The sequence below is a fragment of the Nocardiopsis exhalans genome, from assembly GCF_024134545.1.
Lineage (GTDB): Bacteria > Actinomycetota > Actinomycetes > Streptosporangiales > Streptosporangiaceae > Nocardiopsis > Nocardiopsis exhalans.
On the sequence record NZ_CP099837.1, the window covers coordinates 4,446,829 to 4,462,301 of the forward strand.

A 15,473-nucleotide genomic window follows, 5' to 3' on the forward strand; every position below is an offset into this window, starting at 1 on the left:
AACGCGGGGCCGCCGACACGGTGTCGGCGGCCCCGCCCGGTTCAGGAGGGCTCCGCTACAGCATCTCCCGTCTCGTCCCTCTCCTCCTTGCCTTCGCTCCCCTCACCGTTCCCTCCGGCCGAGGCTGGCGGCACGTGCCGCAGCGCCAGGGCGATGACCAGGGCGAACAGGGTCAGGAGCACGGCGCCCGCGATGGAGACCGTGTTCAGCCCGTCCATGAACGCTGCCCGCGCCGTGTCCATCAACGCCGTGGCCTCGGCGGCTGGGAGGGACTCCGCGGCAGCCCCCGCCCCAGCGAGGGAGCTTGCGCCGGGGGTACCGGACATCTGGCTCTGATAGACGGCGGTACCGACACTGCCGAGCACGGCGATACCGAGCGCGATGCCGAACTCGCCGCTGCTCTCGGACATCCCGGCCGCGGCCCCGGCCTTTTCCTCGGGTGCCGAACTGACGACCAGGTCGGTACCCAGCGCCCCCATGGGGCCTGTCCCGAAGTAGACGAGCGAGTAGCCGAACACCAACAGACCGAGACCGCCCACCGGCCCCACCAAGGCCAGGAGCACGCATCCGGCAGCGCCGAACAGCATGCCCGCGGCGATGACGTAGGCGGGACGGACCCACTCGATCAGCACGGGCGCGGACATGGATCCGAGGATCATGCCGCCGGCGGCGGGGAGCAGCCACAGGCCAGCGGTCAACGGGGGCATCCCGGCGACCAGCTGGAGGTACTGGGTGACGAACAGGGAGACGCCGGCCACCGTGAAGGTAGCCATGAGGATGCCGACCAGGGCCGCGCTGAAGGACCGGTTCTGGAAGAGGGTCAGATCCAGCAGCGGACTACTCAGTCTCTGCTGACGCACCACGAACAGCACACCCATGACCGCACCGAACATGAGGACGGCCAGCGGAACCACCGTGAGGCCGCCGGAGGCGATCTCCTTCAGCCCGTAGATCACCGGCAGCACGGCGGCCAGGATCAGGGCGGTACTGGGCAGGTCCAGACGGGCCGTGCCCTTGGCCGGGGTCTCCGGCAGCAGGAACGGTCCGATGGCCAGGAGCAGCACCATGACCGGGACTCCGGCCAGGAAGACCGATCCCCACCAGAAGTACTGGAGGAGCACACCGCCCACGATCGGCCCCACGGCGAACCCGACCATGAAGCAGCTCATCCAGACGGCCACCGCGACGCTCCTCTGGCGCGCGTCCTGGAAGATGGTGCGCACCAGGGCCAGCGTGCAGGGCATCAGGCTCGCTCCGGCGACACCGAGGAGCGCCCTTGTGAAGACGAGCATCCAGGCACTGGTGGAGTAGGCCGCGGCCACCGAGGCGACGGCGAAGAGGACAGCCCCGATGAGCAGGAGTCTGCGGCACCCGATCCGGTCGCCGAGCGTTCCCATGATCAGCAGGAAACCGGCGATCATGAATCCGTAGATGTCGGTGATCCAGAGCAGCTGCACCCCGCTGGCCCCGAGGTCCGCCGTCAGGTGCGGCAGAGCCAACAGGAGGATGCTCAGGTCGATGGAGAGCAGCAGGGTCGGGAGCGCGAGGACCGCAAGCGCGATCCACTCCCTGGCGTGCGCTCGGGGTGCGGCACCCGTGGGCGCGGACGTGTTCTCGACCATGGCCTCTCAGCTCCCGTACTCGTCGCGCAGGCGCCACCAGGCGTAGGGGGAGTCCTGGGGAACGCCCTCGGGGCTGTCCTCCCATAGCTCCTGGCGGCCCAGCGGGGTGAGGTCGAGGAGGCTCCAGTTCGTACCCAGCTTCTCCACACCCCGCCCCTCGGTGAAATAGGTCCGGTAAACGGCGGCGTCATTTCGGATGAACACGCTCAGCCCGAAGTTGTCGCCCCCGCCGACGGTCACCCCCATGGCCTCGTTGAAACCGCCGCCGAACGACGAGTACCAAGGCACCGTCCACCCCATCCGCTCGCGGACGGCCGCGATCTCCGGGTACGGAGCCCTGGACACGAGGGCGAGCGTGGTGTCCCTGGCGTTCAGGTGTGCCGGGTCGCCGAGGTTGTCCACGAACATGGAGCAGCCCTCGCACTGGTGGTCGGATCCCGGCGGGAGCATGAAGTGGTAGACGATGAGTTGTCGGCGGCCCTGGAAGAGGTCGGTCAGGGAGTACTCCCCGCCCTCCCCCTCGAACACGTGGTCCTCGTCGATCCGGACCCCGGGCTGGCGTCGGCGTTCGGCCGCCAGCCTGTCCTGGGCCCGGGTCAACTCCTTCTCCGCGGCCATCAGCTCCTCGTGTGCTTTGTTCCACTCGGCCGGTGAGACCGCATCAGGCATACGCATGGTGTTCTCCGTCAGAAGGTGGTCCGGAGCGGGTCGGTGACAGCGTGGAGACCAGCCCGCTGATCTCCACGCTGTCACCCCGCCCTTACGGTCGGCTGCCCGTTCGGCTTACGGTGCGCCTCGCCGGTCCGTCAGAGTTCGGTGCTGGTGGCCTTGGAGTTCTGGTAGGCGGCGATGAGCCACCCACCGTCCCGGCGGACCATCACGCAAGTAGCGAAAAAGGCCAGATCGGCCGCCTCGGGGGGAACTCCCGGGACCTCGACCCTGCCACGGGTGAAGACCAGGGCGACGTCTTCGCGCACGAACCTGACGTCCAGGGGTTCGACCACGACACCGGTCCCTTTGTAGGGGCCCTCGAACCCCTGGGCCATGAACCCCCGGATGCCCTCTCGCCCGCGCATGTAGGCGTCACCGATGAGAGCAGCGCCCTCGTCGAAGTGGTTCGCGAACGCGTCGGCGTCGTTATCCGCCCAAGCGGCCTCCACCCCCTTCACGACCGCCCGCACTGCCGCTTCCTCGTCACTGCCGCCCCACACCGTGTCCTTGTCCTGGACCATGTGCTGGTTCTCCTCTCCCACTGGCTCCGGTGGGCGTGAGCGCCCGCCGTCTGCCCCCATGCTTGTGCCGGGCACGGGAGCGGACGTCTCCTCTCTTGCCGGAAGGGACGCCGGGTGGCGCGCGCACAAGCGGGAGGAAGCCAGAACGGTCCCGATGGCCTCAGGATGGCTCCGGACGTCCCCTGCCCCCGAACCGGAGAGGAACGCCAGTGACCGTCTCTTCCCGCCTTCCACGGACCTCGCCCCCCTGGTCCGTGCGCAACCCCGCACTCGTGACCGCTGCCCTCGTTGTGTCCCTTCTCCTTCCCTCCGCGAACGCCAGCTCCGATTCCCGGCCAGCCGTGTCCGACCCTCCCGGTACCGGAGCACCCGCCATCGGGGAGACCCTGCTGCCGACCGGCGACACCGTTCGACGGCTACCGGAGTCAGGCGCCGTATCCGTGGACCCCGGTGAGGGGCGCGGCGGCACCCGCTTCACCACCGTTCGCCTCGGCGACCGCTCCTACGTGCTGCCGTCGGACGTCCACGGTTCGGTCTCCGCCACCGAGGGCGCCGCCGGGGCCTACGAGCTGACCGAGGGGGTGTCAGCCCCCCTGCCCGCGGCGGATCGGGGCTGCGGAGAGGGACAGGACGCCTGCCACTCGCTCACCGTCCGCCACACGGGGCCGGACGGTGAGAGCACCGACAAGGCGGCCTCCATGGTCTTTGGGCTGGACGAGCAACTGGTGGAGTTCGGAGCGGATGCGGCTGAGGTCAGATTCGACCTCCCGGAGGGCCGCTACATGTTGGTCACCGACATCACCGATTTCGACGACCCCGATGCCGACTGGCACCGGCTGGTCCGCACCCTCCTCGTGCTCGACGGGGACACCGAACTGCGTATGGACGCCACCACGACCAGACCCGTCGGGACGGTCCTGGGGGACCCCCGAGCAGAGGCGGTCCTGGTGGAGGTCGGGGTGGGGAACCGGACGGGTGCCGTCCCGGTCAGCGTCTCCCTCAGGGGTGACGACTTCTCCGGTCTGTACACGGCCGAGATCGAACCGGAGGACGGTGCTCAGGGAGGGACCGAGGGCCTCACCTCGTTCGTCGCCTCCACCTGGGCACACCCGAACACCGACGGCTCCTATCTCGGATCACCGTGCACCTATCACCTTCTGGACACCATCGAGGGCTCCTTCCCTACCGGCTACGACAGGGCGGTGGCACCGGAAGACCTGGCCTCCGTCACCGCCGAACACCTGTCGCAGACCCCGGGGAACGGAGCGACGAAGGCGATATTCGGCACGGCGCCCGGTGTGGACCACACGGCAACTCTCTTCCTGCCGCACGCGCTCCCCTCCTCCACCACCCATCTGCTGGAGCCCGCAGACGCAGAGTGGAGCAGCGCGTTCGGAGAGAACCGCGAGAACGGGGCCGGGCGGGTCGAGGACGTCACCGCGCTCGGTTCGGTGGCACGCTCCTACGAGGCGGGGCACAAGTACGAGGAACGGTGGAACGCAGCGGTGGTCGGGCCCATGTTCCTGTGGTCCGAGCACGCCGTACGCACCGGCAACGAGCTGTGGTTCGGCATGCCCATGTACTCCGACCAGGACATGCACCAAGGTGGTTCGCGGACCGACTCCGCCTCGATCCGGCTCTACCAGGACGGTGGACTCGTCGCGGAGTCGGAGACCGGGCACCTGAGCGCCGAACTGCTCCCCGGCACGAGTGAGCTGCGTTTGGAGAGCCGCACCTCGCGTCCGTCCGTGTCTGACTTGTCCACCCGGGTGGAGGCCGCTTGGACGGTCGCCTCGACCGAACCGGGGACGGAACCGCAACGCCTGCCCCTCTGGGTCGTTCGCTACCAGCCGGAGGTCGACGAGTGGAACTCCTCGCACGCCCGAGGTGTGCTCCGCCTCCCGCTTTCCGTCGACTCCCAGCCCGGATCCGCGGCTGGCACCGTCGAGGAGCTGACCATCGAATCATCGACCGACGACGGCCGCACCTGGGAGCCGGCCCGAGTCGTACCGCACGGGACCGGTGCGTACACCGCGATCGTCCGGCTCCCCCGGCACGGGGCCGAGTACCTCTCCCTGCGAGCCGGGCTCACCGACTCCGACGGCAATTCCCTGGAGCAGACGATCGAGCGAGCCCTGCGGCTGGCCGGCTGACTCCGCCCCGCACACCGAACCCTACGACCCCGGAGGTCCCCGTGAAACTCTCTCGTTCCATGCGTTCCATGACCCTGGCGGTCTGCGCCGCAGTGATGGCCGCTCCGTTCCTGTGGGCGGCACCCGCTTCGGCCAGTCCATCGCCGACCGCCGCCCTCCCCTCGTGCCTGTCCGTTCCGGACGACCCCGCGCTCTCGGCCGAGGGCACTCACGTGAGCACAACCGCGCGCAGCACCTGCGGGGCGCCGACCGTTCTGTGGCTGGTGCGCGCGGCCACACCGACACAACCCCGCCTGGTAGAGGAGCGCTTCGTCTTCCCGGGTGCCGAGGCGTCGGTCAGGCTCGACTGCCGCAGGAGCGGCACCCACTCCTACGAGGCCGTGCTCTGGGACCCGAACATGATGTTCAACCGCGTGTCCGCAACGGTCACCCTCACGTGCTGACCGACCCGGACCTCTGCTGATGCGCCGAGCGACCGGGGCAGGCGAGTGCGAACGCCTGCCCCGGTTCGAGACCGCGCCCCTCAGCGAAAACGACTTCGAAGGACACGTCACCGAGTTCGCGCCGCAACACGCCCTCGACCCGTCGGACATCACCGTTCTCCGCGTCCGGGAGCGGAGCCCCGACGGACTCCCGTGTGGCGTGGGCGGCACCCAGCAACCGGGCGGAGACGGTGTGGCGGCCCTTCGCAGCCATGGCGGACGCGATCCCCTCCAGGGAGAGTGCGAGAGCCCGGGGGTCCCCGACCCTGGCAGCCGCCGCGTACCCCTCTTCTTGGAGCCGGAGTCCGTCACCGACACGGCCCTGGACTTCGGCAACGAGTCCGAGTTCGACCAGGAGCAGCGAGTCCACCACGTCGGTGTCCACTTCGGAGCGGCGGTTCCACGCGAGCACCTCGTCCAGATGCTTCCGAGCCTGTTCGTACTCACCCTCCCGGCGCGCCCCGAGCCCGAGGCCGATTCGAGCGAACAGTTCGCCCACCTTGTACCCGCAGTCGACCGCGAGTCGGACGGCCCGCTCATGGTGTTCCCGGGCTCCGGCGTAGTCCTTCTCCAGCAGGTCGAGTCTGGCCAGGCCGGTGACGGCATCAGCCTCCTCGGGCCACATTCCGAGGTTTCGCGCTCGCCGGGCGCTGTCCCGGTGCAGCTCCCGAGCCCGGTCGTAGTCCCCGGCGGCCTCGGCCAGAGAGGCGAGGACGAAGGAAGCATGACCGACGCCCCAATCGTCCCCGAGCTCGGAGAACAGCTGTCGACCCTGCTCCCCACAGCTGCGCGCGGCTCCCAAATCCCCCCGAGACAGCGCCTGGCCGGCCAGAACGCATGACGCGGCCGCCTCGGTCCAACGGTCCCCCGACTCCCGCGCCCCTACCAGTGCACCTTCGGCCAGGGGCTCCCCCGCTGTATCACCACCGGTGCTGAGCAGGGCGTGGGCGAGAAACCACAGGGTCCGGTACGAACAGGCCGGCTCCGCGACCAGCAGTCGCCCCACGATCTGCCCCACCCGGCCGTCCGTGTCCGCACCGGCCCCGTCCAACAGGGCCAGGCCGAGCCAACAGCCGTCCACGTCGTCGCGCGGGGCCGGGGGCAGGGCCGCGGCCTGGTCCGAGAGCCGGTGAAGCAGGTCCCGCCCCTCGGCCATCCTGCCCCGAAGCATCCAGTACCAGGTCAGCGGCTCGGCCAGCTCCCAGGCCGCACCCGCCTCCTTCATTCGCAGGGCGGATTCCAGAGCCACCCGGAAATTCGACGACTCCGCGTCCAGTCGGGCCAGGGCCTCCCGCTGACCGCTTCCTCGGAGCTGTGGCGCGGTACGGCGGACCAGCGAGGTCTGGTGCTCCCAATGGCGTCGGGACACCGGCTCCCGCTCGCCGGACTCATCCAGTCGTTCGGCGGCGTACGCGGAGATCGTCTCCAGGAGACGGAAACGCCTCGCCCCACGCAGGCCCGCGCCGCCGTCAGGCCGCACGGAGGTGACCAGGGAACGGTCGACCAACCGGGCCAGCGCACCCGCCACGGCTTCGGTCCGGACGCCGTCCCCGGAACACACGGCCTCGGCGGACGCCAGGTCACAGCCTCCGGAGAACACGGAGAGACGTCGAAGCACCGCGCGTTCATCATCCCGAAGCAGGTCCCAGCTCCAGTCGATGACCGCACGCAGCGTACGCCTGCGACGTCCGGACACGGCTCTTCCGCTGTCCAGCAAGTGGAACCGGCCGTCGAGGCGTTCGAGCACCTCGGCCACGCCCAGGGAGCACACGCGGGACGCCGCCAATTCCAGAGCGAGGGGGAGCCCGTCCAGGCGCCGGCACAACGCCACAACATCAGCCGTGTTGCTCCCGTCCAGGGTGAACCCGTGGCAGGCCGCTGCGGCACGTTCCACGAACAGGCGAACGGCGGGACTGCGCGCGGCCGAGTCCGGGTCCGGTGCGGCCTCCGGGTCGGGCAGGTCCAGCGGGGGGACCTGGTAACGGCGCTCCGGTGGTAGCGCCAGGGGCTCCCGGCTCGTCAACAGCACCCGCGCTTCGGGTACGTAGCCGAGCAACCCGCCCAGCAGCGCCGCGAGCGGTTCGACCACGTGTTCTCCGTTGTCCACAACCAGGAGGACGTCTCGTCCGGCGAGGGCCGCCACCACAGCCTCCTCGGCGGTCACGGGCCCGGTGCCCTTCCTGAGGTCCAGGGCCAGCGCCAACTTCGCAACGAGGGGCCCGGTGTCGGAGGGCTCCGCCGAGGAGGCGAGGTCAGCAAGTTCGACGCACACCACGTCGCGTCCGGCGTCGGTCTCCAGAGCGGCCACCTCCAGGGCGACCCGCGTCTTTCCCACGCCTCCGGGGCCGACCAGGGTGATGAGCCGGTGACTCACCAGGAGTTGCCTGAGGTCGTCCAGCAAACCGTCCCGCCCCACCAGGCGGGTGAGACCGCGGGAGAGGGCACGCGGGGCCCGGGACGGCTTCGGCCCGGGTGCGTGCGGAGGGAACAGGTCACCTCGCAGGATCGAACCCTGGAGGTCGCGCAACCGCTCCCCGGGTTCGAGACCGAACTCCTCAGCCAGCCGGGAACGGAGGCGAGCGTAGCTGTCCAGGGCTTCGCTCCGGCGGCCCGCGTGGTACAGCGCGGTCATCTGAGCGGCGCGCAGGCGTTCCCGCAGGGGGTACCGGACCACCAGTTCTTCCAGTTCACCGATGACCCGGGCGTGTTCTCCCGCCTCGACCAGGGCCTCCGCCCTGGCTTCCAGCGCTTCCACGCGCTCCTCGTCCAGCCTGCTGGCGGACGCGCGGATCACGGACTCGTCCTCGAAGTCGGCGTAGGCCGGTCCCCTCCACAGGTCCAGTGCACGGGTCAGGACCTTCGCACGGGCCGCGGGAGCGTCCTGCCCGCGCGCCTCGTTCACCAGGTCAAGGAAGCACCAGGCGTCCACTCCCTCACGTCGCACCGCGAGGAGGTAGCCGGCGTCCCTGAGGGCGACCAGCTCCCGGGCTCCGGTCTCGGCCTGTTCCAGGGCCCGCCTCAGTTGTGAGACCTTGGCGTGCAGGGCGGCACCCGGGTTCTCGGGCGGGCTGCCCTCCCAGATGTCCTCGATCAACCGTGAGGGTGAAACCGGACGCCCCTCCGCGAGGATCAGGGAGGCCAACAGCGCCCGGACCTTGCGCCCCGGGACGGTGACCCGCTCGCCCGGTTCCGTCCACACGGCCACCGGGCCGAGAACTCCGAATCTCATAGGCTTCCGAAGACACGTTGCTCGGCCAGGGAGCCGACACGTGTCCCTTCCCTCCGCACTCAGCGCCGACGCGCGCGGTCTCGCCGCAGCTTTCGCTGCCACGTTACTCCGGTAAGGGGTCGGCGACCAGCGTTCGCTCCGAGCCGCGAACGCTGGTCATCAATGCGGAACGGGCCGCCCCGAGGCGACCGGATCGGCGTCGGGACCTCCCTGGAGCCCGGGTCCGTGGTGGTCAGCCCCGAGCTGTGGCGAACTGGCCCGGTTCGCGGCCCTCACCGGCGGGGCCCCGGTAGGCCTGGGCGATGTCCAACCAGTGGTCGGCGTCCGCGCCGACCGCGCTCACCGCCAGGTCGTCGCGGTGACGGCGCCGTGTCACCAGCAGGCAGAAGTCGGCGGCCTCCCCCGTGATCCGCTGCTCGGCTTCGGCGGGGCCGAACTCCCATTTGCGGCCGGAGGGCGCGACCAGCTCGTAGCGGAACTCCGTGTCCGGCGGGGTGAGCCCACGGGACTGGTAACCGAACTCCCAGGTCAGCACAGCGAAGCCCACCACGTTCCCGATCCGGTCGGTGCGTTCGGGGGTGACGCCCAGCGCGTCGGCGATGTCCTGGCCGTGGGCGAGGACCTCCATCATGCCCGCGCAGGCGAGAACTCCCGGAGGGATCGGGCGCACGAGCCAGGGCAGCGGTTGGTCGGCGGGAGCGGCGGCGAGAGCCTCGACTGCGAAGTCACGGTCGGCGCGCCAGCGGGCGAGCAGCTTCTCCGGGTCGTCCAGGGGGTAGGCCGCCAGGACCGCGTTGACGGCGCCGTCGAAGTCCTCGCTGGCCTTGGCCGTCATGGCGGCGAAGGCGTCGGCGTCCGAAGCGGCGGTTCCGGCCAGCCGGAAGACGAAGCACAGGTGGGCGACCTGGTGGGCCACGGTCCACCCGGGAGCCGGGGTCTGCCGGGCCCAATCGGCTGGCTCCAGGTCGGCCACCAGGGCGTCGATCTGCGCGGACTCGGCGGACAGGTGCTCGATGACGGTGGGCAGTTCCGTGATGACGTTGGGGAGGTTGTTCACGGCTGGTTCCTCTCGTTCTCCGTTGGTTCCTGGATGGGGTCGGTCAGGGAGCGCGGGTGCGCTCGCGCGTCGGTGCGGAGGGTGTGTCGGGCCGCGGTCATGGACGCCCAGGTGACGACGCGCACGAGGGTCGCGTCGTCGGCCCCGGTCTCCCGGCAGGCAGCGACGGTGTCGTCACCCACCTGGTAGGAGGCCCTGGCGGTGAGCAGGGCAAGGCGGCCGACCGGGCGGTCAGCCGCGGGAAGGACCTGCTCCGGTTCCTCGGTCCAGGAGCGGCTGACGCCGACAGGCCCCGTACCGTGCTCTTCGAGGTGGCGGTGGAGCAGGTCCCGGACGGTATCGGGGACAGCGCGGGATCCGGCGGCGTCGATGGTCGCGGTCGCCGCGGTCAGGGCGCGCAGAGTCCGAGGTGCCTCCACGGCCCAGCCCAGGTCTTCCGGGACCGGAGCCCGCCGTGCCGTTTCGGGCAGCAGGTCGAGGGCCGCCCCCGGGGCCGCACGTGTGGCTCCCGAAGCGATGGCCGCTCCCGTGGCGCGGCGCAGCGGGCCCCGCATCGCCGCGGGAGCGAAGGCGGGCAGGGGCGAATCGGGCAGGAAGACGTTGACCAGGCGGTTGATGTGCTCGAACGTCAGGGCGACGGCATCGAGTTCGGCCCGTACCGTGCGGTCGTCGGTGGGCAGGGCCCGTGGGTCACCCCCTCCCTCGCCCGGTTCGAGCGAGCCGAGCGTAGCGCCGTGCACCTCCACGCAGTAGGGGCAGGTGTTGCCCCGGGAGACGGCTGTCGCCACCGCCTCCCGGGTGGAACGCGAGGCTCGCCCGGCGACCAGCAGCGACTCGCGCAGCGCCACCCAGGTGGCCACCGCGCACTCGGGGGCGGGTGTGAGCAGCGCGACAGGCGGGGCGAGGACACCGAAGTCCCGTTCCAACTGCCGGTAGAGGTCCGCGATGCCGCCGCGGGCCCTTCGCGGTGAAACGGGCCGCACGTGGCGCACGTCCTTCAGGGATCTTCTGACCGCGGCTCTCAGAGCGGTCCGGAACACGGGGCCCTCCCGGGGGTCGGTGACGGAGGCCGCAATCCTCAGGTCCGCTGTCCGATCAGCTTGAGGACGTTCCCGCGCCCCGACGTGGCGCCGTCGGGGGCGGGAGCGCCGTAGGTGACGTCGACACCGCGTTCGCGGGCGGCCTCGACGATGCCCGGCACCGAGCGTTCGGCCAGGGCGGCGATGGTCATGGCCGGGTTGACCGTCAGGGCGCCGGGAACGGCGGAGCCGTCGGTGACGAAGATTCCGGGGTGGCCGCGCAGCTCGTGCCGGTCGTCCAGGGCCGAGGTGTGCGGATCGTCGCCGATCCGGCACGAGGCCAGCGGATGGACGGTGTAGGCGCCGACCAGGTCGTTGGTCCAGGGGGCGACGCTGGCGATCCCGTCCTTCTCCAGGATCTCCTTGACCTCGGCGTCCGACTGTTCCCATCCTCTGAGGGTGTTCATGGTGGGGCGGTAGCTGAGCGGGCCCCTGCCGAGCATCTGCTGGGAGAGCCGGGTCGCGTTTCCGGTGGGCGGAGGAGCGCCGAAGACCCCCTCGTTGTCGTCCTCGCTCATGGTGAAGACGATCAGCCACGACTTCCAGCGGCGCAGCATCTCCTTCTTGTCCGCGCCGAACCAGGCCGGTGCCGGGGCTCCGGGGACCTGGGCCAGGATGGTGCCCAGCGCGGGCGGGAAGTAGAGCTGCTCCAAGGAGTAGCGGGAGTACTCCGGCAGCGAGGCGTCCAGCCGGTCCCAGTTGGCCACGCAGGGCCCCTTGCCGATCTGGAAGGCCTCGTAGGCGCGCTCTTCGTCCCGGGACAGTCCGAGGACGTCGCGGACCCGGTCCTCGTTGACCACGGCCGTGTTGAGGCGTTCGCCGTTACCGGAGAAGTAGCGGCCGACGGCGTTGGGCATGGTGCCCAGGTCGGCCTCGGACCGTTTGAGGATGACGGGTGTGGCGCCGGCGCCCGCGGCGAGCACCACGACCTTGGCGTCGATGCTGCCGGAGTCCGTCCTGATGCGGTAGTCGTCCTCGTCGATGACGTCGTAGTGCACCCGGTAGCCGCCGTCGACCTTGCGCTCCACCCGCTGAACCTCGTGGAGGGGCCGTATGCTCGCCCCGTGGGCGAGTGCGGCGGGCAGGTAGTTGAACATCAGGGACTTCTTGGCTTCGAAACGGCAGCCCGCCATCATCCAGTTGCAGTTGACGCAGGTGTCCTTGTCGATCGCGACCGGGACGGGGTTGGCCGTGCGACCGGAATGGTCGCAGGCCGCACCCCAGAGACCGCCCGCGTAGCTGACGTCGCTCCAGTCCTGGGTGCGGACGCCCATCGCCTCGGCTACCCGGTCGTACCAGGGGTCGAGGGTGTCCCTCGTGATGGCCTGCGGCCACATGCGCCGCCCGATGGAGCCCCGGCGGTCGAAGACGAACCGGGGGGCGCGCGGCAGCGCGGCGAAGTACACCATGCTCCCGCCGCCCACGCAGTTGCCGCCCAGGATGCTCATCCCGTCGCCCACGGTGAAGTCGAAGGCCCTGGTGTAGGAGGAACCGAGGAGGAAGTCGTGCTCGAACTCCTCGCTCTCCAGCCAGGGGCCGCGCTCGAGCACGGTGACCCGCGCCCCGCCCGCCGCGAGGTGGTAGGCGGTGATGGCGCCGCCGAAACCGCTGCCGACGACGAGCACGTCGGTACTGTCCTTGACGCTCATGCGGGGCTCCCCGAGGAGGTGGTGTCCGAGTGGAGACGGGCCAGCGGCCTGCCGTAGGAGTACTCCTTGAAACGCAACAGGCCGTCCGCGTCGGGAGCGGCGAACCCCATGGCCCGCAGGCCCGGGTGCCCGGCCGCGATGGCCGCGGGGGTACTGGTGTGGGCCGCGCTGTCGTAGGCCATGTTGCAGAAGAGCGCCAGCATCACCCAGAACTCCTTCTCCGGATGGCCTGGCGAGGTGAGTGCTGTGACCAGTGCGGTCCGTTCCTCGAAGGGCAGCTGGACGAAGGGCGGCGCTTCCCCGGTCAGTTCCAGGCCGCGCAGTCCGGCGTGGTGTTCGGCGTGGTCGTTGAGCAGGCCGACGAACTCGCCCAGACCGGAGGTGACCCCGGTGGCCGGGGTCCGCAGGAGTTCCAGCGCGCCCGCCTCGACCGCTCCCGCGTCGTGCGAGCGTCCAGCGATCATCACGTCGTCCGGTGTGCGTTTGGCACCGGGGAGGATGGTGTCGGCGAACGCCTCCAGTGTTCGTGTCTCGATGTCTTCAGCGTCCGGGATGCCCTGGGGCATGGTCGTCTCCTCTGTGGGTGCGGAGTGGTGTGTGGGGCTGGTGGGCCGTGGCCCGGTCAGCCCTTCCGGGCCCGGCGGACCGTCATGGGCAGTCCGCCCTTGACTCGCAGCGAGAGCATGGCCTCGGGTACGGCCCGGTGCCCCGGCGCAAGCGTGAGGCGCAGTTCCCGGGAGACGGTCGCGAGGACGAAGACCGCTTCCAACATCCCGAGGTTGCTCCCGATGCACACCCGGGGGCCCGCGCCGAAGGGGATGTAGGCGTAGCGGTGCCGTCCGTCCCGGTTGGCGGAGTCGAAGCGCTCCGGGTCGAAACGCTCGGGGTCCTCCCAGGAGTCGGGACGCCGGTGCAGCGTGTAGGGGCAGATCAGGACGTCCGATCCGGCGGGAACGTGGTATCCGCCCACCTCGTCGTCGGCCAGCGCCCTGCGAGGCAGGATCCACACCGGCGGGTACAGCCGCATCGTCTCCTGGACGACCTTCGTGGTGTAGGTGAGTTCGTGCAGGTCCTCGAAGGTCGGTGGCCGGTCGCCGAGGACCCGCACCGCCTCGTCGTGGAGCCGTTCGGCGGTGCCCGGATTGCGGTCCACCAGGTAGAAAGCCCAGCTCAGGGTGCTGGCCGTGGTCTCGTGTCCGGCCAGGAGCAGGGTGACCAACTCGTCGCGCACCCGGCGGGCGCGGGCCCGGGGGCTGGGCTCGGCCGCGGCGTCGGCGATCACCCGGGAGAGCGCGTCGTCGGCGCCCGCCGAGGGAACGTGGTCACGGACGAGACGGCCCACGATGCGCTGGAGCTCCCGGCGGGCGCGCCGAAACCTCGTCTGGGTGGGGAAGGGCAACCAGACGGGCAGCCCGTTCATCGTGACCATGTCGAACATGGCCTGGTCCTGGACGGCCTCGAAGGACTCGCCGATCGTGTCGAAGGCGTGGAGGTCGGTGTCGAGCAGGGTGCGGCCCAGGACCCCCAGAGTCAGTCCGGTGGTCTCGGCGGCCACATCCACGGGCCCGCTGCGGGAGCGCGCCCACAACCGGTCGACCAGGGCCGCGGCCTCCTTGGCCACGGCGTCGGCCTGACCGGCGATCCTCTGGTGGCCGAAGACCGGACGCATCGTCCGGCGCTGGGCCTTCCACAGTTCGCCCTCGCTGGTCAGGAGCCCGTCGCCGAGCGCCCTCTTCGCGTGGACCTGGCCGATGCCCTTGTGGTAGTTGCCGCTGTTCTCGGTCAGCACCCGTTTGGCGTGGTCGGGGTGGTTGAAGAAGTACAGGGTCTTGGGTCCCGCGACCATACGCACGGCGTCACCGTGGTTGTCGGTCGCCGTGCTCATCATGGCGAGCCGGTCCCCGAGCAGGTCGCGCAACATGGCGGGGGCCGCGGACAGGGGCGTACGCGGCGGGTGGCGCAGGCCGGGGCTGGTCATGCCAGTCCCCCTTCGCGTGGGGCCAGCTCCCGGGCCAGGGCGGCCCGCCACACCTCGTACCTGGGGTAGGCGGTGTCGTCTTCCGTTCCCGCGGCGTCGGGGCGCAGTTCGCGGGAGGTACGGGCCGCGCTCTGCGCGTCCGTCCCGCAGAGCACGGCGGCGCCGAGTTCGGTGTGGGATACGAGGAGCCCGGCGCGGATCCTGGCCTCGGCGGCGAAGGCGCCTCCCTGCGCCAGGGAACCGCGGTACGTGCCCGCGCGCTCCCGGAGCCGGTGGAGCTCGGCCTCGTCCGCTCCGCCGGCGTAGGTGGCGGCCAACCCGACCCCCGCGTAGAGATCGGGGCGGCGGGAGGCCGGGAAGCGCTCGACCATCCCGGTGACCTGGTCGGGGTCGGTCCCGCCGACGAACCACAGGGCGCGGCCGATGCCCTGGTCCGCGGCCCGCAGCGCGTAGGCGCCGTCCCCGGTCCACCGGGCCGCCCTGGGGTCACGTGCCTGCCGGTGCACGTACTTGTCGGTGTGGAAGTAGGCCTGGTGGAACCCGTAGCCGTCGTGGACCAGCCAGCGCAGCAGCGGGTCGAGTCCTCGCAGGTCGGGCCAGAGAGGTCTCGGCAGACGGGCCATGGCCCAGCCGATCCCGACGTAGGCCATGTACACGTGTGCCGCCCCCGGACCTCGGAGGAAGGCCGCGGTCCGGCGGCTTCCGGGCAGGAGCCCGTCCAGGAGCGCGAACCCCATGGCCGCACCCTCGTAGGCGAAGCCCTGGTAGCGGACGGGCAGCGCGGCCAGCCTTTCGTCGGTGGCGGCCGGCGACCCGGTCTCCACAGCGTCCCCGAGACCAGTGAGGAAGGACTCCCCCACGGTCTCCAGAACCTGCCGTGCCTGCGGCCCCTTGTCGTGGAAACCCCGGGTCTCCACTGTCGTCTCGGATGCGTTGGGTGTCATCAACCGGCGCCTCAGGGCGCCCAACACGGTGGCCAAATGGTCCTCGCT

Annotated in this window: 12 protein-coding genes; 2 read left to right on the forward strand and 10 right to left on the reverse strand. The window is 70.7% G+C overall.

The window, feature by feature from the left end; all coding sequences use genetic code 11:
• Positions 1–41 precede the first annotated feature (41 nt).
• From NE857_RS19620 to NE857_RS19630, 3 genes are all read right to left on the reverse strand, one after another.
• Positions 42–1,622 carry an MFS transporter gene (locus NE857_RS19620; protein WP_254417114.1) on the reverse strand — a complete coding sequence of 527 codons (1,581 nt, stop codon included), beginning with the start codon at positions 1,620–1,622 and terminating at the stop codon, positions 42–44.
• A 6-nt stretch (positions 1,623–1,628) separates the two neighbouring features.
• Positions 1,629–2,297, reverse strand: a complete 669-nt coding sequence (locus NE857_RS19625; protein WP_254417115.1) for a DUF899 domain-containing protein — start codon at positions 2,295–2,297, stop codon at positions 1,629–1,631.
• 131 nt (positions 2,298–2,428) lie between these two features.
• Positions 2,429–2,854: an SgcJ/EcaC family oxidoreductase gene (locus NE857_RS19630; RefSeq protein ID WP_254417116.1), complete on the reverse strand. Its 426-nt coding sequence runs from the start codon at positions 2,852–2,854 to the stop codon at positions 2,429–2,431.
• Between the two features lie 341 nt (positions 2,855–3,195).
• On the opposite strand from NE857_RS19630, the gene NE857_RS19635 reads away from it, so the two are divergent.
• Together NE857_RS19635 and NE857_RS19640 are read left to right on the forward strand one after the other, a co-directional pair.
• Entirely contained in the window at positions 3,196–5,007 is a 1,812-nt protein-coding gene (locus NE857_RS19635) for a hypothetical protein (protein ID WP_254417117.1), read from the forward strand.
• A 59-nt stretch (positions 5,008–5,066) separates the two neighbouring features.
• The gene (locus tag NE857_RS19640) at positions 5,067–5,450 is read left to right on the forward strand and encodes a hypothetical protein (RefSeq protein WP_254417118.1); all 384 of its coding nucleotides are present in this window, start codon (positions 5,067–5,069) and stop codon (positions 5,448–5,450) included.
• Here NE857_RS19640 and NE857_RS34315 read toward each other — a convergent pair.
• The 7 genes from NE857_RS34315 to NE857_RS19675 form a co-directional block, all read right to left on the reverse strand.
• Positions 5,440–8,718 carry an AfsR/SARP family transcriptional regulator gene (locus tag NE857_RS34315; RefSeq protein ID WP_301184233.1) on the reverse strand — a complete coding sequence of 1,093 codons (3,279 nt, stop codon included), beginning with the start codon at positions 8,716–8,718 and terminating at the stop codon, positions 5,440–5,442. The genes NE857_RS19640 and NE857_RS34315 overlap by 11 nt on opposite strands.
• A 232-nt stretch (positions 8,719–8,950) precedes the next feature.
• Positions 8,951–9,775, reverse strand: coding sequence for a TIGR03084 family metal-binding protein (locus tag NE857_RS19650; RefSeq protein ID WP_254417119.1), 825 nt, complete (start codon positions 9,773–9,775; stop codon positions 8,951–8,953).
• Positions 9,772–10,758, reverse strand: a complete 987-nt coding sequence (locus NE857_RS19655) for a carboxymuconolactone decarboxylase family protein (protein ID WP_254417120.1) — start codon at positions 10,756–10,758, stop codon at positions 9,772–9,774. The genes NE857_RS19650 and NE857_RS19655 overlap by 4 nt, the downstream gene beginning before the upstream one ends.
• 95 nt (positions 10,759–10,853) lie before the next feature.
• Positions 10,854–12,503 (reverse strand): FAD-dependent oxidoreductase, encoded by a 1,650-nt coding sequence (locus NE857_RS19660; protein WP_254417121.1) that lies wholly within the window; start codon positions 12,501–12,503, stop codon positions 10,854–10,856.
• On the reverse strand, positions 12,500–13,069 hold the full coding sequence (locus NE857_RS19665) for a DUF5987 family protein (RefSeq protein WP_184364556.1): 570 nt from the start codon (positions 13,067–13,069) through the stop codon (positions 12,500–12,502). Before NE857_RS19665 ends, NE857_RS19660 begins: the two co-directional genes overlap by 4 nt.
• A gap of 56 nt (positions 13,070–13,125) precedes the next feature.
• Positions 13,126–14,481, reverse strand: a complete 1,356-nt coding sequence (locus tag NE857_RS19670) for a cytochrome P450 (protein WP_254417122.1) — start codon at positions 14,479–14,481, stop codon at positions 13,126–13,128.
• On the reverse strand, positions 14,478–15,425 hold the full coding sequence (locus NE857_RS19675; protein WP_254417123.1) for a DUF1702 family protein: 948 nt from the start codon (positions 15,423–15,425) through the stop codon (positions 14,478–14,480). Before NE857_RS19675 ends, NE857_RS19670 begins: the two co-directional genes overlap by 4 nt.
• Positions 15,426–15,473 lie beyond the last annotated feature (48 nt).